The sequence below is a fragment of the Cetobacterium somerae ATCC BAA-474 genome, assembly GCF_000479045.1.
In the GTDB taxonomy this organism is placed as follows: Bacteria; Fusobacteriota; Fusobacteriia; order Fusobacteriales; family Fusobacteriaceae; genus Cetobacterium_A; species Cetobacterium_A somerae.
In genome coordinates this window covers 1-20,515 of sequence record NZ_KI518068.1, presented here as the reverse complement: position 1 = coordinate 20,515, position 20,515 = coordinate 1, and the positions used below count along the sequence as shown (strand labels likewise).

General features: G+C 31.3%; 22 protein-coding genes and 1 tRNA gene. 13 read left to right on the top strand and 10 right to left on the bottom strand.

All coding sequences use genetic code 11. The annotated features are described in order from the left end of the window. Positions 1-38 precede the first annotated feature (38 nt). From HMPREF0202_RS01185 to HMPREF0202_RS01175, 3 genes are read right to left on the bottom strand one after another with little or no spacing between them, the layout of a single operon-like run. Entirely contained in the window at positions 39-1,247 is a 1,209-nt protein-coding gene (locus tag HMPREF0202_RS01185; RefSeq protein ID WP_023051638.1) for an acetyl-CoA C-acetyltransferase, read from the bottom strand. A gap of 24 nt (positions 1,248-1,271) precedes the next feature. Beyond that, positions 1,272-1,937 (bottom strand): 3-oxoacid CoA-transferase subunit B, encoded by a 666-nt coding sequence (locus HMPREF0202_RS01180; RefSeq protein WP_023051637.1) that lies wholly within the window; start codon positions 1,935-1,937, stop codon positions 1,272-1,274. Next, entirely contained in the window at positions 1,938-2,588 is a 651-nt protein-coding gene (locus HMPREF0202_RS01175) for a CoA transferase subunit A (RefSeq protein ID WP_023051636.1), read from the bottom strand. 264 nt (positions 2,589-2,852) lie between these two features. Between HMPREF0202_RS01175 and HMPREF0202_RS14635 the strand changes: the two genes are divergently transcribed. Beyond that, positions 2,853-3,425 carry a TetR/AcrR family transcriptional regulator gene (locus tag HMPREF0202_RS14635; protein ID WP_051364108.1) on the top strand — a complete coding sequence of 191 codons (573 nt, stop codon included), beginning with the start codon at positions 2,853-2,855 and terminating at the stop codon, positions 3,423-3,425. A 48-nt stretch (positions 3,426-3,473) separates the two neighbouring features. Here the strand turns inward: HMPREF0202_RS14635 and HMPREF0202_RS01165 are convergent, their stop codons facing one another. Further along, positions 3,474-4,313: a 3-hydroxybutyryl-CoA dehydrogenase gene (locus HMPREF0202_RS01165; protein ID WP_023051634.1), complete on the bottom strand. Its 840-nt coding sequence runs from the start codon at positions 4,311-4,313 to the stop codon at positions 3,474-3,476. A gap of 27 nt (positions 4,314-4,340) precedes the next feature. Next, positions 4,341-5,120: an enoyl-CoA hydratase-related protein gene (locus HMPREF0202_RS01160; protein ID WP_023051633.1), complete on the bottom strand. Its 780-nt coding sequence runs from the start codon at positions 5,118-5,120 to the stop codon at positions 4,341-4,343. 298 nt (positions 5,121-5,418) lie between these two features. Between HMPREF0202_RS01160 and HMPREF0202_RS01155 the strand changes: the two genes are divergently transcribed. From HMPREF0202_RS01155 to HMPREF0202_RS01110, 10 genes are read left to right on the top strand one after another with little or no spacing between them, the layout of a single operon-like run. Then, positions 5,419-6,915: a Na+/H+ antiporter NhaC family protein gene (locus HMPREF0202_RS01155; RefSeq protein WP_023051632.1), complete on the top strand. Its 1,497-nt coding sequence runs from the start codon at positions 5,419-5,421 to the stop codon at positions 6,913-6,915. Between the two features lie 30 nt (positions 6,916-6,945). After that, entirely contained in the window at positions 6,946-7,332 is a 387-nt protein-coding gene (kal, locus tag HMPREF0202_RS01150) for a 3-aminobutyryl-CoA ammonia lyase (RefSeq protein ID WP_023051631.1), read from the top strand. Between the two features lie 3 nt (positions 7,333-7,335). Next, positions 7,336-8,154, top strand: coding sequence for a 3-keto-5-aminohexanoate cleavage enzyme (kce, locus tag HMPREF0202_RS01145; protein WP_023051630.1), 819 nt, complete (start codon positions 7,336-7,338; stop codon positions 8,152-8,154). A 10-nt stretch (positions 8,155-8,164) separates the two neighbouring features. Further along, positions 8,165-9,199: an L-erythro-3,5-diaminohexanoate dehydrogenase gene (kdd, locus tag HMPREF0202_RS01140; protein WP_023051629.1), complete on the top strand. Its 1,035-nt coding sequence runs from the start codon at positions 8,165-8,167 to the stop codon at positions 9,197-9,199. Positions 9,200-9,259: 60 nt separating this feature from the next. Continuing rightward, positions 9,260-10,501: a lysine 2,3-aminomutase gene (kamA, locus tag HMPREF0202_RS01135; protein ID WP_023051628.1), complete on the top strand. Its 1,242-nt coding sequence runs from the start codon at positions 9,260-9,262 to the stop codon at positions 10,499-10,501. 28 nt (positions 10,502-10,529) lie between these two features. Then, positions 10,530-11,552, top strand: a complete 1,023-nt coding sequence (gene kamB / locus HMPREF0202_RS01130; RefSeq protein ID WP_023051627.1) for a lysine 5,6-aminomutase reactivase subunit KamB — start codon at positions 10,530-10,532, stop codon at positions 11,550-11,552. Further along, complete coding sequence (gene kamC, locus HMPREF0202_RS01125) at positions 11,542-12,876, top strand: lysine 5,6-aminomutase reactivase ATPase KamC (RefSeq protein WP_023051626.1); 1,335 nt, start codon at positions 11,542-11,544, stop codon at positions 12,874-12,876. Before kamB ends, kamC begins: the two co-directional genes overlap by 11 nt. 11 nt (positions 12,877-12,887) lie before the next feature. Beyond that, positions 12,888-14,447, top strand: a complete 1,560-nt coding sequence (gene kamD / locus HMPREF0202_RS01120; protein WP_023051625.1) for a lysine 5,6-aminomutase subunit alpha — start codon at positions 12,888-12,890, stop codon at positions 14,445-14,447. Beyond that, on the top strand, positions 14,447-15,235 hold the full coding sequence (kamE, locus tag HMPREF0202_RS01115) for a lysine 5,6-aminomutase subunit beta (protein ID WP_023051624.1): 789 nt from the start codon (positions 14,447-14,449) through the stop codon (positions 15,233-15,235). The genes kamD and kamE overlap by 1 nt, the downstream gene beginning before the upstream one ends. Positions 15,236-15,286: 51 nt before the next feature. Beyond that, a complete protein-coding gene (locus HMPREF0202_RS01110) occupies positions 15,287-16,081 on the top strand; it encodes a PhzF family phenazine biosynthesis protein (RefSeq protein ID WP_051364107.1) in 795 nt (264 codons plus the stop codon). Positions 16,082-16,088: 7 nt separating this feature from the next. Here HMPREF0202_RS01110 and HMPREF0202_RS01105 read toward each other — a convergent pair whose 3' ends face one another. The 5 genes from HMPREF0202_RS01105 to HMPREF0202_RS01085 form a co-directional block, all read right to left on the bottom strand. After that, positions 16,089-16,682, bottom strand: coding sequence for an amino acid ABC transporter ATP-binding protein (locus HMPREF0202_RS01105; protein ID WP_023051622.1), 594 nt, complete (start codon positions 16,680-16,682; stop codon positions 16,089-16,091). Next, complete coding sequence (locus HMPREF0202_RS01100; RefSeq protein ID WP_023051621.1) at positions 16,682-17,308, bottom strand: amino acid ABC transporter permease; 627 nt, start codon at positions 17,306-17,308, stop codon at positions 16,682-16,684. Before HMPREF0202_RS01100 ends, HMPREF0202_RS01105 begins: the two co-directional genes overlap by 1 nt. 26 nt (positions 17,309-17,334) lie before the next feature. After that, positions 17,335-18,096: an amino acid ABC transporter substrate-binding protein gene (locus HMPREF0202_RS01095; RefSeq protein WP_023051620.1), complete on the bottom strand. Its 762-nt coding sequence runs from the start codon at positions 18,094-18,096 to the stop codon at positions 17,335-17,337. 308 nt (positions 18,097-18,404) lie between these two features. Continuing rightward, the gene (locus HMPREF0202_RS01090) at positions 18,405-18,851 is read right to left on the bottom strand and encodes a hypothetical protein (RefSeq protein WP_023051619.1); all 447 of its coding nucleotides are present in this window, start codon (positions 18,849-18,851) and stop codon (positions 18,405-18,407) included. Positions 18,852-18,865: 14 nt separating this feature from the next. Further along, a complete protein-coding gene (locus tag HMPREF0202_RS01085; protein ID WP_023051618.1) occupies positions 18,866-19,123 on the bottom strand; it encodes a glycine zipper domain-containing protein in 258 nt (85 codons plus the stop codon). 140 nt (positions 19,124-19,263) lie between these two features. Here HMPREF0202_RS01085 and HMPREF0202_RS01080 point away from each other — a divergent pair. After that, a tRNA-Leu gene (locus HMPREF0202_RS01080) sits at positions 19,264-19,350 on the top strand. Positions 19,351-19,447: 97 nt separating this feature from the next. Further along, positions 19,448-20,515 (top strand): BglG family transcription antiterminator (locus HMPREF0202_RS01075; RefSeq protein ID WP_023051617.1); only part of this gene is annotated, 1,068 nt, incomplete at its 3' end.

The following is a 20,515-nucleotide window of genomic DNA, read 5'->3' as shown; positions in this document are numbered from 1 at the left end:
AGTTAATGTAAAATCCATTTATTTCCTCCTAATATATTTTATTGAACATTTTTTACTATTATTGCAGTCCCCATTCCTCCACCGATACAAAGACTTGCTAAACCATATTCAGACTTTCTTTTTTTCATTTCATGTACAAGGGTAGTTAGTATTCTAGCTCCACTAGCACCAACAGGGTGTCCTAAAGCAATTGCTCCACCGTTAACATTAGTTTTATCGTTAAACCAAGCAGGGTCTATTGAATACATTTCACAAAGCTCCTTCATAACTCCAAGAGATTGAACTGCAAAAGCTTCATTAAGTTCTAAGATATCCATATCTTTTAATTTCATTCCAGTTTTATCTAAAACATTTTTTATAGCTGGAACAGGTCCAAGTCCCATAACTAAAGGATCAACTCCTCCTTGTCCAACTCCAACAATCTCAACTAAAGGAGTTAAGTTATATTTTTTAACAGCTGATTCAGAAGCTATAAGTAAAATTGCAGCTCCATCATTTATACCAGAAGCGTTTCCAGCTGTAACAGAACCATCTTTTTTAAATGCAGGTCTAAGTTGAGAAAGTTTTTCTAAAGATGTTTTTCTATTTGGATATTCATCTGTATCAACAACTATTGTTTCTTTTCTATCCTTTACTTCAATAGGAACAATCTCATCTTTGAAACGTCCACTATCAATTGCAGCAATCGCCTTTTGTTGAGACTCTATAGAAAATTGATCTTGTTCTTCTCTAGAGATATTATGCTTTTCAGCTATATTTTCAGCAGTTATTCCCATGTGAACTCCATGGAAAGCATCTGTTAAAGCATCTAAAATCATATGATCTTTAGCTAAAGAATCTCCCATTTTAATTCCTGTTCTAATGTTGTGGTTAAGTAGATGTGGAGCTTGTGACATAGATTCAGTTCCACCTGCTAAAATAAGAGAAGCTTCACCAGATTTTATAATTTGATATGCTAACATAACAGCTTTCATTCCACTTCCACAGATAATATTTAAAGAGTAAGCTGGAACTGAGTAAGGAACCCCACCCCTAACAGCTGATTGTCTTCCAACTCCTTGAGCATGTCCAGCAGATAAAACATTTCCAACAATAACTTCATCTAAGTTATTAGGGTCAACTTTAGTTTCTTCAAGAATATTTTTTATAACTTCTCCCGCTAAATGACTTGGAGATACTTTGTTTAAAGAACCTAAAAAAGATCCAATGGGAGTTCTTTTTGCAGCTACAATATAGATTTTTTCCATTTATTTAAAAACCTCCTAGTAAATTTATACTTCCATAACTTTTAAATCTTCATCAATAATTAAAGTAGCTTCAGTAGATTTTTCAATATCCTCAATAGATGAGTATGGACTAAGTTCTTTTAAAATAATACCTTTATCAGTAACTTCCATAACACCTTTTTCTGTAATAATCATATTAACTTCACTAGCAGCTGTAAGAGGTAACGTACAGTTTTTTAAGATTTTTGGAGCTCCCTTAGCTGTATGCTCCATAGCAATAATAACTTTTTTAGCTCCTACAACTAAATCCATAGCTCCCCCCATTCCAGGAACCATTTTCCCAGGAACCATCCAGTTTGCTAGATTTCCTTTTTCATCAACTTGTAAAGCTCCTAAAACAGTGGCATCTACATGCCCACCACGAATGATTCCAAATGATGTGAAGCTATCAAAGAAACATCCTCCAGGAGCAATAGTAACTAATGACCCCCCTGCATTAGATATTCTACAATCCTCTTCAGCTTCACAAGGAGTAGGCCCCATACCAATTAAACCATTTTCAGATTGTAGTGCAACATATATAGAATCTGGGATATAGTTAGCAACTTCTGTAGGTAATCCAATTCCTAAATTAACTACATCTCCATCTTTAAATTCTTTAGCAACTCTTCTAGCTATAATCTCTCTAACTCTTTCTTTTGTAAGTTCCATTTATCTTCCTCCCTTAACGATATAGTCCACAAATATTCCTGGAATAACCACTTCGTTAGGATCTAAACATCCATCAATAATCTCTTCAGCTTCAACAATTACTGTATCAGCAGCAGTAGCCATTATAGTATTAAAGTTTCTAGTTGAACCGTGAAATGATACGTTTCCAAAAGAATCAACTTTTGTTCCGTAAATAAGTGCTACATCAGCTCTTAATGGTTTTTCAAGAAGATATTTCTTTCCATCGACTTCAATAACCTCTTTTCCCTCTTGAACAACAGTTCCAATTCCAGTTGGAGTTAAAATTCCACCAAGTCCAGCACCAGCAGCTCTAATTCTTTCAGCAAGAGTTCCTTGAGGAACTAGAACAACTTCCATTTCACCACTATGCATCTGCTTACCAGTTTCAGGGTTAGTACCAATATGAGATACAATAGCTTTTTTAATTCTTTTGTTAACAACAAGCTTTCCTCTTTCAAAATCTGGAAAACTTGTGTCATTGGCAATAAGAGTTAAGTCCTTAGTACCATTTTCCAATAATTTTTCGATAACCTCCTTAGGAGAGCCACACTTTAAAAAACCTCCAGTCATAAGAGATGAACCGTCTTTAATAAGTGATGCTGCAAAATCAACAGAGACCAATTTTTTCATAACTTCACTCCTTTGTTTAAGTTAGCAAGTACATACTTGCCTATTTTCAGTATGAATATATACCTCATACAGAAAGTAAATGTCAATAGTGAAATAAAAAATATTTTTTTCGAACACAAAAAAGGTGTTACAAACATATAATTAGAGAGAGTTTTTTAAAATAAAAAAATATTTTTATTTTTCCAAAAAATATTTGACAAAAGAGTCAAAAGTAAGGTATATATTGGGATAACATTTAAAAATATGGGCAGAACTGGAGGAATGATGAAAACACGGGATAAAATTTTAGATTGTGCACAAAGACTCTTTTCAGAAGAGGGATTTGATAAAGTTTCAACAAAACGTATTGCCAAGGAAGCAGAGTGTAACGAAGTTACTATTTTTAGATTGTTTGGAACTAAAAATAGAGTTTTAGAGGAGATAATAAATAAATTTGTAGAGGAGAGTAAAATTATTCGTTCTTTACATGAAAGTTTAACGGGAGAGTTAGAACAAGATATAGCTAAAAGCATACTACTTTATCAAAATTTCTTACATCAACATGAGATAATTTTTAGACTTCAACTAAAATTGTCAGATAGTGAGAATCAAAAATTTCTTAGAACAATTGATTTTAAAAACTACTTAGTAGACCATTTTATTGGAGTTTTTCACGAACACAAAATTCATTACTCTCCTGAAACTTTTGTAAACGATATGTTAAGTAGTGTAATGGGTAGTTTTCTTTTAAAAATTTTAACGCAGGGAAAATTCACAGGAGAAAGGGATGGGCATTTTTTAAGTGAAAAAATTAAATTTTATCAAAATTCAATTAATCAATATAAAAAAACTGAGTAAAGAAAAGTAAAAAAGAGAAAACCCTAAAAGCAGGTTTTCTCTTTTTTATTAGTATTTATAGAATCCTTCACCAGATTTTCTTCCAAGTTTTCCAGCTCTAACCATTTTCTTTAAAAGTGAGTGAGCTCTATATTTAGGGTCTCCAAACTCTGTAGCTAAAACATCCATAATTGCTAAAACAACATCAAGTCCAACTAAATCTCCTAAAGCTAGTGGTCCAATTGGGTGATTAGCACCATATTTCATAGCATTATCAATATCTTCAGCAGTGGCAACACCATCAGCTAAAATTCCAATAGCTTCGTTAATCATAGGAATTAAAATTCTATTTACAACAAATCCAGGAGCTTCTTCACATAAAACAGGTTCCTTCCCAAGTTCCTTAGAAAGTTTTAAAATAGTTTCATAAATTTCTTGACTTGTAGTATAGCCTTTAATAATTTCAATAAGCTTCATAACAGGAGCAGGATTGAAGAAGTGCATTCCTATAACTCTTTCAGGGTGCTTTGTAGCACATGCAATCTCAGTTATAGAAAGCGAAGATGTATTAGTTGCAAATATAGCTTTCTCAGAACAGATTTCATCTAATTTAGAAAATAACTCTTTTTTAATATTCATTCTTTCAGATACAGCTTCAATAACTAAATCAGCATCTTTTGCATCAGCAATATTTGAAGTTGTATGAATCTTTGCTAAAATCTCATTTTTTCTATCCTCTGTAATTTTCTCTTTTTCAACTAACTTACTTAAACTTTTTACAAAACCTTTTTTTGCTTTTTCAAGAGCTTCAGCACAAATATCTGTCATTAAAACCTCATGACCACCTGTTGCAAAAACTTGAGCAATACCACTTGCCATAACTCCAGCACCTACAATAAATACTTTCATTGTTCCTCCTTATAACTTTTGTATAGTTTATTTGTTAATAAAGTTTGCTTTTCTTTTTTCTAAAAATGCTGACATACCCTCTTTTTGATCCTCTGTTGAGAAACAAAGTCCAAACAAACTACTTTCAATGAACATTGACGTAGTTTCATCCACTTGAATTCCCTTATTTATAGCTTCTTTTGAATACTGAACTGCCAATTTAGCATTAGAACTAATTTTATTTGCCATATTTAGTGCATATTCCATAAGCTTATCATGCTCAATAACTTGATTAACTAAACCGATAGATTTAGCTTCTTGAGCATCAATAATATTACCTGTATATATAAGTTCTTTAGCTTTAGCTAGACCAACTAATCTAGGAAGTCTTTGAGTTCCACCTGAACCTGGAGTAATACCAAGTGTAACCTCAGGTTGCCCAAGTTTTGCTTTATCAGAAGCAATTCTAATATCACAAGACATAGCAAGTTCGCATCCACCACCAAGAGCAAATCCATTAATAACAGCAATAACAACTTTATTGATATTTTCCACTGCATTAAAAGCATTTGTACCTAAAATACCAAATTCTTTAGCCTCTTTTGTACTTAAATCTTTCATAAAAGAGATATCAGCTCCTGCCACAAAAGAACGTCCCTCACCTGTTAGTAAAATAACATCAATCTCATCATTTTTTTCTAACTGAGAAAAGCATTGGTGAATCTCTTTGTAAGTTTCTTCGTTTAAAGCATTTAAAGATTCAGGTCTGTTAATTTTAACTATACAGATTTTTCCATGAATTTCAGTTAAAAGATTTTTAAATACCATTTTTTCCTCCTTGTTACACAAATTGTAGTTAAAAAATACTTAACGAGACCCTTATTACCTCATAAAAGTTAAATTTGTCAAATTTTTTTATTTTTAAAAAATTTTTTAATGTTTAAAAATGTCTGTAATAGGATGTTTTAGTACTAAAATAAAACTTTATAAAAGAAAAAAGTTTTAAATTACTATTGACTTAGAAAAAAACGTGAGGTATATATAGCTACTGACAAAACTAAAGTAAGCACTCACTTACATCCTACTTGAAAAATTTATGAGAAATTAAACATTCTAGGAGGAAAATATGGGAACGGTAACGGCGATAATAAAGCTTAGTCCAGTTTTAGTTTTGGCAGGACTAATGATGAGTGGGTATGATGCATTATTAGCAGCACCTTTAGCAACAGTATATGCAGCACTTGTAGCATCACTTGTGGCAAAGAAAAAAATAAGTGATATTATAGATGCTTGTATAAAAAATGCAAGAGAGATGCAAATAGCCTTTTTTATCCTAATGATGGCATATGCAATGGCAGAAGCTTTTATGTCAACAGGAGTTGGAGCTTCTATAATTAACATAGCTTTAGGATTTGGATTAACAGCTAGAACTGTTGCAGTAGTTGGAGTTATAGTAACATCAATTCTATCAATTGCTACAGGAACAAGTTGGGGAACATTTGCAGCATGTGCACCGATATTCTTATGGCTAAACCACATAGTTCAAGGAAATATGTTCTTAACTTTAGCAGCAATAGCTGGTGGAGCATGTTTTGGAGATAACATTGGTCTTATATCAGATACAACAATAGTAAGTTCTGGAATTCAAAGAGTTGAAGTTGTAAAAAGAATAAGACATCAAGGTGTTTGGTCAGGTTTAGTACTTGTGTGTGCAGTAATAACTTTCTATGTAGTGAGTGTTGCTATGGGATTACCAACAGAAGTTGGAAGTCCAGTTGAGGCTATAAATCAAATACCTGAATCAGCATGGGCCGCTCTAGCAGAAAAAAGAGAGAGTGCAGTAGCATTGCTTAATCAAGTTAAAAGTGGAGTGCCTTATTATATGGTTATTCCTCTAATTCTAGTTTTAGTTTCAGCATTTAAAGGAGTAAATACACTATTATGTTTATTCCTTGGAATTTTTGCATCTTTTGTATGTGGAACTTTTGCTGGAACTGTTGAAAGTCCATCAGCGTTTTTAGATTTAATCTACACAGGATTTGAAGGAGCAGGATCTTGGGTTATCGTAATGATGATGTGGGTTGCAGCATTTGGTGGAATAATGAAAATTATGGATGCCTTCAGACCGGTATCGATTCTTATTAAAAGGATTTCTGGAAATGTTAGACAACTTATGTTCTACAATGGTGTTTTATCAGTATTAGGAAACGCTGCTTTAGCAGATGAAATGGCACAAATTGTAACTATAGGACCAATTATAAAAGAACTTGTTGAAAAAAATGTAAAGGGAAGTCCACAAGATATTGAGACTTTAAGACTTAGAAATGCAACATTTAGTGATGCATTAGGAGTTTTCGGATCTCAACTAATTCCATGGCACGTTTACATAGGGTTCTACTTAGGAATTGCAAATGCAGTGTATCCTTTAGCATCATTTACAGCAATGAGTATTATAAAGTTTAACTTTATGGCTTACATAGCTGTTGGAAGTATTTTAATACTTACTTTAACAGGGCTTGATAGATTTATTCCAAGATTTGCGTTACCATCAGAGCCAAATGTGCAGTTAGCAGGAGAAAACGAAGAGGTAGAAGTAGCAGCAGAAACAGAAGAGTTAGCATAATAAAAAACATGTGAAGGAGAGATAGGAGTTATGACAAAATCAATGATAAGATTAAGAATGAGTTCAGCAGATGCTCATTATGGTGGAAATTTAGTAGACGGAGCAAGAATTTTACAGTTATTTGGAGACGTAGCAACAGAGCTACTTATAAAGCATGATGGGGATGAAGGTTTATTCAAGGCTTATAGTGAGGTAGAGTTCATGGCTCCTGTATATGCTGGAGATTATTTAGAGGTTGTAGGAGAGATTACAAAAGTTGGAAATACTTCAAGAGCCATGAGTTTTGAAGCTAGAAAAGTGATTATTCCAAGAGCTGATATTTGTGATTCAGCAGCAGATTTTTTAGAAGAACCTATTGTAGTGTGTAAAGCAGTTGGTACTTGTGTTGTTCCAAAAGCTGTTCAGAGAAAGGGGTAGACTATGGAAAAGTTGATAATAACAGCAGCAATATGTGGTGCTGAAGTGACAAAAGAACACAATCCAGCTATACCATATACAGTAGAAGAGATTGCTAGAGAAGCTTACAGTGCATATAAAGCGGGAGCGAGTGTTATCCATCTTCATGTTAGAGAGGACGATGGAACTCCAACTCAAAGAAAAGAAAGATATGATGAGTGCATAAAAGCTATAAAAGAGAGATGTCCAGATGTAATAGTTCAACCTTCTACAGGGGGGTCAGTGGGGATGACCTCAGCTGAAAGATTGGAGCCAGTTGATTTAAAACCAGAGATGGCAACATTAGATTGTGGAACATTAAACTTTGGTGGCGATGAAATTTTTGTGAACACTGAGAATATGATTAAAGAGTTTGGAAAAAAGATGATAGATTTGGGTGTTAAGCCAGAGGTTGAAGTTTTTGATAAATCAATGATAGACATGGCAATTAGATTGTGTAAAAAAGGATTTATTAAAGAGCCGATTCACTTTAGTTTTGTAATGGGAGTAAATGGTGGAATTTCTGGAGATTTAAGAGATTTCATATTTTTAAAAGAGAGCATACCTTGTGGATCTACATATTCAGTTGCTGGAATTGGAAGATTTGAATTCACTCTTGCGGCGGCTTCTATAATATCAGGAGGTCACGTAAGAGTTGGATTTGAAGACAATGTATATATTGAAAAAGGTGTATTAGCAAAAAGTAATGGTGAATTAGTTGAAAAAGTTGTAAGACTTGCAAAGGAGTTTGGAAGAGAGATTGCAAATCCAACTGAGGCAAGAAAAATATTAGGTTTAAATTAAGGAGGATATTATGAAAAAGGGATGCAAATTTGGAACACACAGAGTAATAGAGCCTGTTGGATCATTACCACAAGGAGCATTAAAAATATCTAATGATATGGAGATTATGTCAAATGAAGTATTAATTAATGTACAAACTCTAAATATTGATTCAGCTAGTTTTACACAAATTAAAGAAGCATGTAATAAAGATGAGAAAAAAATGGCAGAGATGATTGAAAGTATAGTAGCAGAGAGAGGAAAAATGCAAAATCCTGTTACAGGATCGGGAGGAATGTTAATTGGAACTATTGAAAAAATAGGACCAGATTTCCCTGATAAAAACTTAAAGGTTGGAGATAAAATAGCAACTTTAGTTTCTCTTTCATTAACGCCTTTAAAAATAGAGAAGATTAAAAAGATTAATATTTCAAATGATCAAGTAGACGTAGATGCAAAAGCAATTTTATTTGAAAGTGGAATATATGCTGTTTTACCAAATGATATTCCTGAAAAATTAGCACTTGCAGCACTAGATGTAGCTGGAGCACCTGCTCAAGTTGAAAAGTTAGTTAAAGAGGGAGATACAGTTTGTATAATTGGTGGAGGAGGAAAATCAGGAATCCTTTGTTGTTATCAAGCTATGAAAAATGTAGGAAAAACTGGAAAAGTTATAGTATTTGAATATTCAGAAGCAAATGCTCAAAGAATCAGAGACTTAGGACTTGCTCATGTTGTATTGGTAGGAGACGCAACAAAGCCAGTAGAGATTTATAATAAAATAAATGAAATCACAAATGGGGAGTTATGTGATGTTGTAATAAATAACGTAAATGTTCCTGGAACAGAGATGTCATCAATATTAATAACAAAAGATGATGGAGTAGTTTACTTCTTCTCAATGGCTACATCATTTACAAAAGCTGCTTTAGGGGCAGAGGGTGTAGGTAAAGATGTAACTATGATAGTTGGAAATGGATATACAAAAGGACATGCTAATTTAACTTTAGAAATTATAAGAGAATCAAAAGCAATTAGAGAGTTATTTGAAAAGCTATACGTTTAATTAAAAAATTTATTAAAAAATAAAAAAGGTTTCAATAGAAAATTTTGGAGGAGTTTATCAATGATGAATTTGAGAGAAAGATTTAACGTAACAGATGAGCAGTGGAATGACTGGAGATGGCAAGTTAGAAATAGAATAGAGACTTTAGAGCAACTTGAAAGTTTAATGACATTAACAGAACAAGAGAAAGAGGGGATTAAAAAGTCTTTAGAAACTATTAGAATGGGAATTACTCCATACTATTTAAGTATAATGGATCCTAATAACCCTAAGTGCCCAGTTAGAATGCAAGCAGTTCCATCTATAAATGAGCTACATAAATCAGCAGCAGATCAATTGGATCCACTTCATGAAGATGGTGACTCACCTGTTCCAGGATTAACTCATAGATATCCAGACAGAGTATTACTTTTAGTAACTGATATGTGTTCAATGTATTGTAGACACTGCACAAGAAGAAGATTTGCAGGGCAAACAGACCACGCTTTACCAATGGAAAGAATTGAAAAAGCTATTGAATATATAAGAAATACACCTCAAGTAAGAGATGTACTACTTTCTGGAGGAGATCCATTACTTTTATCTGATGAGAACTTAGAGCATATCATTAGTAAATTAAGAGAGATTCCTCACGTTGAAATTGTAAGAATTGGATCAAGAACTCCAGTTGTTATGCCTCAAAGAATAACTCCAGAACTTTGTAACATGTTAAAAAAATACCACCCAATCTGGTTAAATACTCACTTTAATCACTCTAAAGAGATAACTCCAGAAGCGATTAAAGCTTGTAATATGTTAGCAGATGCAGGAGTTCCTTTAGGAAATCAATCAGTTTTATTAAAAGGAGTAAACGATTGTGTGCATGTAATGAAAGATTTAGTTCATAACTTAGTTAAAATGAGAGTTAGACCATACTACATCTATCAATGTGACTTATCAATGGGAATTGAGCACTTTAGAACACCTGTATCTAAGGGTATTGAAATCATTGAAGGATTAAGAGGTCATACATCAGGATATGCAGTACCTACATTTGTTGTAGATGCTCCAGGTGGAGGAGGAAAAACTCCAGTTATGCCAAACTACATAATCTCTCAATCTCCAGATAAAGTTGTTCTTAGAAACTTTGAGGGAGTAATCACAACATATACTCAACCTACAAACTATGAGAATACTTGTGAATGTGATGTTTGTAAAGGTGAAACAAAGAAAAAACAAGTTGGAGTTGCAGGACTTATGAGTGGATGTGAAGAGACTTTAGAGCCAAGACAACTTGATAGAAAACAAAGAAACGCTCATTAATATATAGAAAGCTTGAAAGGAGAGAATCATGCCCTTTATAAAAGATATAAAAAATTATAAAAGTATAGCAACTATTGGATTAGAAAAAAATGTTGGTAAGACAGAAACTATGAATTATATCTTAAAAAGATTGAAGGATGAAGGGGTTACAACAGCCGTTACCTCAATAGGAATAGATGGAGAAACAGTTGACATAGTGACAGATACATCAAAGCCTGAAATAACAATCTATGAAGGGATGATTTTTGTAACTAGTGAAAAACACTATATAAAAAAGAGATTTCAAGCTGAAATTTTAGATGTTAGTGAAAAATCCACTGCTCTAGGGCGTCTTGTAACAGCAAGAGCCCTAGGAGAGGGAAAAGTTTTACTATCTGGACCATCTAACGGAACTTGGGTAAAAGATATTATAGAGGAAGTTCTAGAAAAAGGTGTAGACAGTGTATTAGTAGATGGGGCCCTATCACGTTTAAGTGTGGGGTCTCCTATTATTACAGAGGGAATAGTTCTATCAACAGGAGCGGCAGTTTCTATTAATAGTAAAGAGATTATAAAAAAAACAAAGCATGTTATAAATCTTTTAAAATTAGATAGTTTAGAGAGGGAAAGAAAAGAGAAAATAATAGATTTAGAGGATGGAATTTATAAAATTTTATGGGAAAAAGATATTATAAATAAGCTACCAATTAAATCAATATTAAATTTTTCACAGTTGGAAGAAAATATATTTCAAGAGGATTGTTCTCTTTATATAACAGGAGTTTTAACAGAAAGATTTATAGAGAGCTTAACAAAGCAGAGTTTTTTAGAAAATATAGAGATAGTTGTAAAAGATTTTACCAAAGTATTTGTATCTGGAGAGATACTAAGTAGATTTATAAGAAAAGGTGGGAAATTAAAGGTATTATTAAAAACAAAACTAGTAGCAATAACAGTTAATCCAGTGGCTCCAACAGGGCATATATTAGATTCAAAGGAGCTCATAAAAGCTATCGAGGAGTTTACAGAGGTACCTGTTGTTAATCTAAGGGAGGAAGGTTATGAACTTTGAAAAAATAGGATTTGATTATATAATTGACACCTTAGATATAGTTAGTAGATTGGGAAGAAGAACATTAAAAAGTATTGAGTTTTCAAAAGATATTTTGAAATTGGAAAAAGAGTTTGAAAATTTACAAAGTGTAATAACTCTTTTAGAAAATAATCCCAAGATTTATACTACATTAAAGAGAAAATTATCAGCATTAAAAGATATTGAGAGTATTGTAAATAGATTATCTAATGGATATATATTAGATGATGTTGAACTTTTTGAAATTAAAATTTTTTCCATGATCTCCCAAGAGATATATGAAATTTTGAGTGAAAATTATAAATTTTTAGCTCCTCAAAATTTGGAAAAAGTAATTGATATATTGGATCCAGATAAACTTAGAATAGCAAGTTTTCATATATATAGTTCCTACTCCATAGAATTATCTGAAGTTAGAAAAGTTATAAAAGAAACTAAAGATGAGACATTATATGAAACTGAGATGCAGTTGGAAGATGATGTAAGAAAGGTTATTAGTAGGAAATTATCAAACTATAATCAAGTTTTAAAAAGTTCTATAAAAAGATTAGGATATTTAGATTTAATTTTAGCAAAAGCACACCAAGCTCAAAAATTAAATTTAGTGAAACCTATATTTACAAATAAAACTGAGCTTAAAGGTGTTTTCAATCCAAAGGTTTTAAAAATATTAGAGGATAAAGACAAGACATACCAAAAGGTTGATATAACATTGCACAACGGCGTGACAGTTATAACTGGAGCAAATATGTCTGGAAAAACTCTTACATTGAAAACTTTAGGGTTGGTACAAAATATGGCACAAATGGGATTTTATATTCCAGCAATAGAGGGAGAAATACAACTTGTTGATGAGATATGCTTATCAATTGGAGATACTCAATCTTTAGAAGAGGGATTATCATCCTTTGCAGCAGAGATGTTAGAGATAGATAGAATAGTTAAAAAGATAAAAAAAGGTGTAAGGCCTCTTGTTTTAATAGATGAGTTAGCAAGAACGACTAATCCCCAAGAGGGAAGAGCTCTTTTAAAAAGTGTAATAACAATTCTTAATAATTATTTTATAGAATCTGTAATAACAACTCATTATGATCAAGTTGGAGAAGATGTTGTAAAGTTAAGAGTTAAAGGGATTAAGAAAACGGAAATAGAAGAGAATGTAAACTATAAAAATATTGAGGATTATATAGATTACTCTCTAATTGAAGTAGATGATGATAGTGTTCCAGAGGAAGCATTGACAATAGGGAAACTATTAAAAATAGATGAAGATATTATAAATAACGCATATAAGTATTTATAAGGAGGACGTTAATGTTTAAAAGTAAGTTAGGTTTAGATTTCAATAAGGTAGATAAAGCTAGAGGACTAGCTAAAGATATAGCAGTAGATGTGCAAAAATTTGTAGACTCATATACAACTGTTGCAGTTGAAAGAACAATTTGTAGATTGTTAGAGATAGATGGAGTAGATTGTGACGAGGTACCATTACCAAACATTGTGGTAGATCATTTAAAAGATAAGGGTGTTTTATCAGAAGGGGTAATGTATTTTATAGGAAACGCTATGCTAGAAACAGGAATGTCTCCTCAAGAGATAGCTGAAAAAGTAAGCTCTGGAGAGTTAGATCTAACTAAGATTAAACAACATAGTAAAGATGAGGTTCAAAAAGCTGTAGAACCTGTTGTAAATAAAGTTGTAGATAGAATCAAATCAAATAGAGATCAAAGAGAGAAGTATTTAACAACTATTGGAGAGGGACCAAAACCTTACTTATATGTAATAGTTGCAACAGGAAACATATATGAAGATGTTATACAAGCTCAAGCTGCAGCAAGACAGGGAGCAGATATAATAGCTGTTATTAGAACAACAGGGCAAAGTTTACTAGACTATGTTCCTTACGGAGCTACAACAGAGGGATTTGGAGGAACTTTTGCAACTCAAGAAAACTTTAGAATTATGAGAAAAGCTCTAGATGAAGTGGGAGAAGAGGTTGGAAGATATATAAGACTTTGTAACTATTGCTCAGGTCTTTGTATGCCAGAGATTGCAGCTATGGGAGCTTTAGAAAGACTTGATGTAATGCTAAATGACGCATTATATGGAATACTATTTAGAGATATAAATATGCAAAGAACATTAGTTGACCAGTTCTTCTCAAGAGTAATAAATGGATTTGCAGGGGTTATAATAAATACAGGAGAGGATAACTACTTAACAACAGCTGATGCAGTGGAAAATGCTCATACAGTTTTAGCGTCAGATTTAATAAATGAGCAGTTAGCATTTATGGCAGGTCTTCCTGAAGAGCAGATGGGATTAGGACATGCATTTGAAATGGACCCAGAGTTAGAAAATGGATTCTTACTAGAATTAGCGCAAGCACAAATGACTAGAGAGATCTTCCCTAAGGCACCATTAAAATATATGCCACCTACAAAGTTTATGACAGGAAATATATTTAAAGGGCACATTCAAGATGCGCTATTTAATCAAGTTGCAATAATGACAGGGCAAGGACTTCAACTGTTAGGAATGATGACAGAGGCTATCCATACACCATTTATGTCAGATAGATATTTATCAATAGAAAATGCAAGATATATATTTAATAATATGAGAGATTTTGGATCTGAAATTGAGTTTAAAGCAGATGGAATAATTCAAAAAAGAGCTCAGCTTGTTTTAGATGAATCAGTGGAGCTACTTGAGAAAATGGTTGAAGATGGACTGTTTAATTCACTAGAAAAGGGAACTTTTGCAGATATAAAAAGAAGTAGAACAGGTGGAAAAGGATTAGCTGGAGTTGTAGAAAAGGGTTCTAGCTACATGAATCTGTTTATTCCAAAAATGTTAGGAGGGGTTAAGTAATGAGTGGTGGATTATATTCAATGGAAGAAAGAACATTTGATACAACACTAGATTTAAAAGCAGTTAAACCATATGGAGATACAATGAACGATGGAAAAACTCAACTTTCATTTACTTTACCAGTTCCAGCAGGAGCAGAGGGAGTTGAAGCAGCTAAACAACTTATGAAGAAAATGGGATTTGAAAATCCACAAGTTTCATATTTTAAAGAGTTAACAGATGGATTTACATTTTTTAACTGTTATGGAAACTGTACTCATACAGTTGACTATGAGTCTATCTATGTTCCAAAAGTTGAATCAACAACATGGTCAATGGAGGAAACTGATAAGTTTGTAAAAGAAAATATTGGAAGAAAAATAGTTGTGTTAGGTGCAAGTACAGGAACAGATGCACACACTGTTGGAATAGATGCTGTAATGAACATGAAAGGTTATGCAGGACACTATGGATTAGAAAGATATGAGATGATAGAGGCTTTAAATATGGGAAGTCAGGTTTTAAATGAGGACTTTATAGCTAAAGCTATTGAAATAGGTGCTGATGTGCTTTTAGTTTCTCAAACAGTTACTCAAAAGGATGTTCATATTAAAAACTTAATTGAGCTTATTGAAATGTTAGAGGCAGAGGGATTAAGAGATAAGATGTTAGTAATTTGTGGTGGGGCTAGAATCACACATGAACTGGCTAAAGAGTTGGGATATGATGCTGGATTTGGAACTGGAACATATGCAGATGATGTAGCTTCATATGCTGTTCAAGAGTTAGCAAAAAGATTGAATAAATAAAAAGAATTGGGTGTACTTATGTATACCCTTTTACTTTTAAAAAGGAGAGTTATGGAGTTTATAGTTAATGTTTTTACACATAATGGAAAAGGTGGGAATAAAGCTGGAGTAGTAATGTTAAAAGAGGATATTTTAAAAGGTGAGTGTCAAAAAAAAGCTAAAGAGTTGGGATTTTCAGAGACAGTTTTTGTAAAAAAAATATCTGAAAAAATATTTGAATTAAAATTTTATACTCCTCAGTGTGAAATAGAGTTTTGTGGTCATGCTTCTTTAGGAGCTTTTTACATTTTGAAAAAAACTGGTATTATTGAAGAGGGGGAGTATATAGAAAGGTTGAATTTTAAGGATTTAAAAGTTAGAGTAGAGAAAAGAGAGATATTTTTAGAACAAGATAGTATAAAAATAGAGGGGATATCAGAAATAGAGCAAATATTAAATTCCATAGGAGTAAAAAAAGAGGAGCTGCATGAGAATTTAGAAATAGTTATTGGATATAGTGGATTAAGAGATATATTAATTCCAGTTAAAAATAGAAAGGTATTAAATAATTTAAAGATTGATTTAGAAAAAATAAAGTATATATCAAAAGATTGTAGCGCAGTGGGATATCATGTATATACTATTGAAAATAATAGAGTTTATTGTAGAAATTTTGCACCACTTTATGGAATAGATGAGGAGGCAGCAACTGGAAGTTCAAATGGAGCACTTTTTGGATATTTAAATACAATTGAAAGATATAAAAGTGATTATTTGGAGTTTTTTCAAGGAGAAAACTATGGAGCTTGTTCTAAAATAACAGGTAGAGTTATTGATGGTAAGATATATGTAGGGAGTGAGTTTTAAGCAAAGCTTAAAACTCAATTATTCTAGTTGAGATTTTATTAACAAAATCCATTTCATGGCTAACAATGACCATAGTCATATCTTTATTATCTTTTAACTCTTCAATAACTTTTAAAACCTCTGCAGTCATAAAAGGATCTAAAGCTGAAGTGGGTTCATCAAAAAGTAAAACTTCAGGGTCTTTTGCTAGAGCACGAGCAATAGCGACTCTTTGTTTTTGTCCACCAGAAAGATATTTGGGATAAGTATTTTCTTTATCAGATAATCCAACTCTTTCTAGAAGTTTTTTAGCTTTTTCAATGGCAGTAGCCTTTTCAATTTTATCAACTAATATAAGAGGTTCAGTAATATTTTCTAATACTGTTTTATTTGGAAAAAGGTTAAAATTTTGAAAAACCATACCCATTTTTTTTCGATTGCATATAATTTCACCAGAACCAAACTCTTCAAGTCCAATTAGACATCTTAAAAATGTTGATTTTCCTTTTCCAGAAGGCCCAATAATTGAGACGATTTCTCCTTTTTTTATTTCTAGAGTTAAATTATTAAAAACATTGTTTTCTCCAAAAGATTTATTTAAATTTTTAACTTGAATAGCCATTATATAGTCACCTTCTTCTCAATATTTTTTAAAATTAAAATAATAATAGTTGATAATCCTAAGTAGATTCCAGCACATATAATAAATGGCGTAATTGTAAACTCTCTTGTAACAATCTCTTTTGAATTTCTTAGTATCTCAGCCATTCCAATAGCAGAAACTAAAGATGTATCTTTAATAAGAGCAATAGCTTCATTTGAAAGAGCTGGTAAAGCTGTAATTAAGCTCTGTGGAAGAATTATTTTAAACATAGTTTGCCAATAACTATAACCTAAAACTTGAGCAGCTTCAAATTGCCCAGAATCAACTCCTAAAATACTTCCTCTAAAAATTTCAGATATATATGCAGCATAATTAATTGTAAAAGTTATAAGTGCTGCGTGAAAAGGTTCTAAAACAACTCCAAAAACAGGTAAGCCATAATAAACGAAGAAAAGTTGTAATAAAAGAGGTGTTCCTCTAAATATCCATGTGTATATTTGAATTCCAACATTTAATATCTTATTTTTTGAAACTCTTCCAAGAGAAAGTAAAATTCCTAAAGGTAAAGATAAAATCAAAGTAAAGAAGTAAAGTTTTAAAGTTAGAGTTAATCCTTGTAGTATATAAAATAAATTGTTTTCCATAAATAATCCTTCCTTAAAATAAAGTTTTAGTTATTACCAAACCATTTTTGGTAAATTTTATTAAATGAACCGTCAGCTTTCATATTAGCTAAAGTTTCATCTATTTTATTTTTTAGTGATAAATCTTGCTTTCTCATACCAATTCCCATTTGTTGTTTGTCCAAAATTTCATTTAAAACAACAAAGCCATCTTTTTTAGCAACATAGTATTTACCGACAACAGCATCAATAACAACAGCATCAGTTCTACCTGCTTCTAAATCTAAAAGAGCTTCAACATTTGTAGAGTACTTATTAACTTTACCAGTTGTTTTAGCTAAAGGTGAATTTTCAAAGGCAAAGTATGAAGCACTACCTAATTGAACACCAATATTTTTACCTTTTAAATCTTCAAAAGATTTTATATTATGATTTCTAACAATAACAATTTGATCATCATCAAAATAGGGTGTAGAAAAAGCTATTTGTTGTTCTCTTTGAGGAGTTATAGTAAGACCATTCCAAATTAAATCAATCTTTTTACTTCTTAAATCAAATATTATTCCATCCCATTCGCATGGTTTAAAGACAGCTTTAACTCCCATTCTACTAGCAACTTCATTAGCTAAATCAATATCAAAGCCAATGATATTTCCTTTTTCATCTCTAAATCCCATAGGAGCAAAAGTATCGTCAAGCCCAATAACCATCTCTCCTTTTTCTTGAAGATTTTTTAAAGCATTATCCTTAGCAAAAGATATTGAAAATATAGTGAAAGTCAATAATAAAAGTTTAAATATTTTTTTCATAAAATTCCTCCTTAATATAGATTATTAAAAACAAAAAAGCCACCTAGAACGTATCTAGATGGCTTTAAAAGAAGAGATATTTTTCTTTTTCGTTGTCATCATAGATACAGACTCAAGTTTGCAATACAACAAGAGTCTGTATCTATGAAAAATTCACAGGAACAAACTCTAATATCTATGATGATGATGTAATGAGTTTAAAACAACGAACAATTGCGACATATCTTCCTCCTAAATTTTTTTTGTTTTATATTTTACAATAATACTGCTAAATTTTTAATATGTCAAGAAAAAATAAAAAAAAATTTTTATTTTTTAACTGGTTTTAAAGTTTCTTGTAAAGTTTTTACAGAAAACTCAACATCTTTAGGTGAACCACCAGTATTTAACATAATATTTTTTTTATAATTTGCAGATAGAACAAAAGCATAGTCTTTTATAGATGGATTAGTAAAAACTAAGATACCATTTCCAAAGTCACACTCTTGTGTAACAAGTTTAAATCCTTTTTCTTCTAATAAGTTTATAGAGTTAGCTATAGCATCATTTAACTTAGCGTATGTTTTATAATCTGTAACTTCAACATGAGAATCTCCTTTTTTAAAGTTAAATCCTTCATCTTTTTTCACATACTCTAATTTATAACCATCTTTTTCCATTTTTTCTTTTAATTTAGGAAAGTTATAATTATCGCTATTAGCTAAAAGACTAGCTGAAAGAGTAAGAGAGAATAAAAATAATAATATTTTTTTCATTGAAAACCTCCTAATTAATATCTATTTCTATAATAGTTTCTAAAAGCTCGTTCATCTCTTTCATGACCGATAGCAGCTCCAGCAAGAGCACCAATACCAGCACCAATTAAAGTACCAGCAGTATTTCTACCAATAAGTTGACCAGCAAGAGCACCAACAGCAGCTCCACCTAAAGCACCATCTCTAACTCTTGGAGTATTGTACATACCATTATTAGCACATCCAACTAAAGCAGAGAGTAAAACTGATAAAAAGATAAATCTTTTAAGCATATAAGTTACCTCCTTAAAATTATTAAAAAATTTAGATTTTAAACTTTAAGTTATTTACGTACAAAATTAGAATATTCCTTTTAAAAAAATATAAAAGTTATTGACAAAGCTCTCTAATTGGTATAGAATAACAACGAAAGGCCTGAGTGACGGAATTGGTAGACGTAGCGGACTCAAAATCCGCCGGTGTTTGCACCTTGGGGGTTCGAGTCCCCCCTCAGGCACCAATAAGCTCTTAATCATATATGTTTTATTGAAATTTTACTAAAAAGTATTATTTAAATAGAATATATATGATTTTTTTTTTAACAGTGGGGGGAGAAAATGAATGATACAAATATTAAAATATTAATGCTTTTGCTTCAAGATACCTTTGTATTAGAAGAGCTTTCAATGTATCTAAATTTAGAAAAAAGCTCAATAAGTAAGTCAATAAAACAGATAAATAGCTTTTTAGAGGAGGAAAAATATCCAAAGATAGAGATGAATGAGAATAAATATATTATCTCTTTATCGAAAAAACAGCAAGAGATACTCTTTAATAGAAAAATACTTATGACATCTGATGAGATATATGACTACTTATATATAAAGTTTATACACAATGGTTTTATAAATTTAGAAGAGGAACGAGAAAAATTAGATTTATCTAGAAGTTCTATTTTTAGATTGTTTACAAAAGTAAAAGACAGCTTAAATAAAAATGGGTCTAAATATGTATATATTCATGGAAAAGTAATAGAGTTATGCCACCTTTCTCCTAAAGATTTACATCTTTTTTTTAAAATTTTAGTTAAGTATTTTTTTAAAATAGATTTTTCTTTAAATAGAGTCAATCTTTTAGATGAAGTTTTAAAAATATATAATACAAGAGAGTTAACAATTAAATTAGGAAAAGTTTTTAAAGAGAATAAGATGTCTTTAAGTAGTTTCTTAATAGCATTTTTATGTGCTCTACATGTATGTACTAGATTATTTAAGGAGATAGATTTAAAGTTAGAGTGTAACTATGATGAGTATGTTAACCTTAAAAATAGTTTAAATAATCATTTAAAAGATTTTGATTTGAGATATCAGGAACAAGTTTTTTACTTTTTAGCAAATAATTTAAGTAGTGCTGTACCATTTGAACCTGAAGTTTTAGCTAAAGTAAAAAAGCTTATGCCTAAGATAAAAGAGGTTTTTAATCTAGGGGAAATGAAAAGTATTTATGAAAAAATGTTATTAAAAAAGCTCTGTTATTCAATTTTTAAATATGAAGGAAAAATACTAAAAGTTAAAAAAATCGATTTAAAAGATATTGATTCTATAATTTTAAATATTTTTAATAATATTTTAAAAAGTGAAAACATGGGAATGTACTTTAGTGATAAAGTTATTATAGTTCAAATA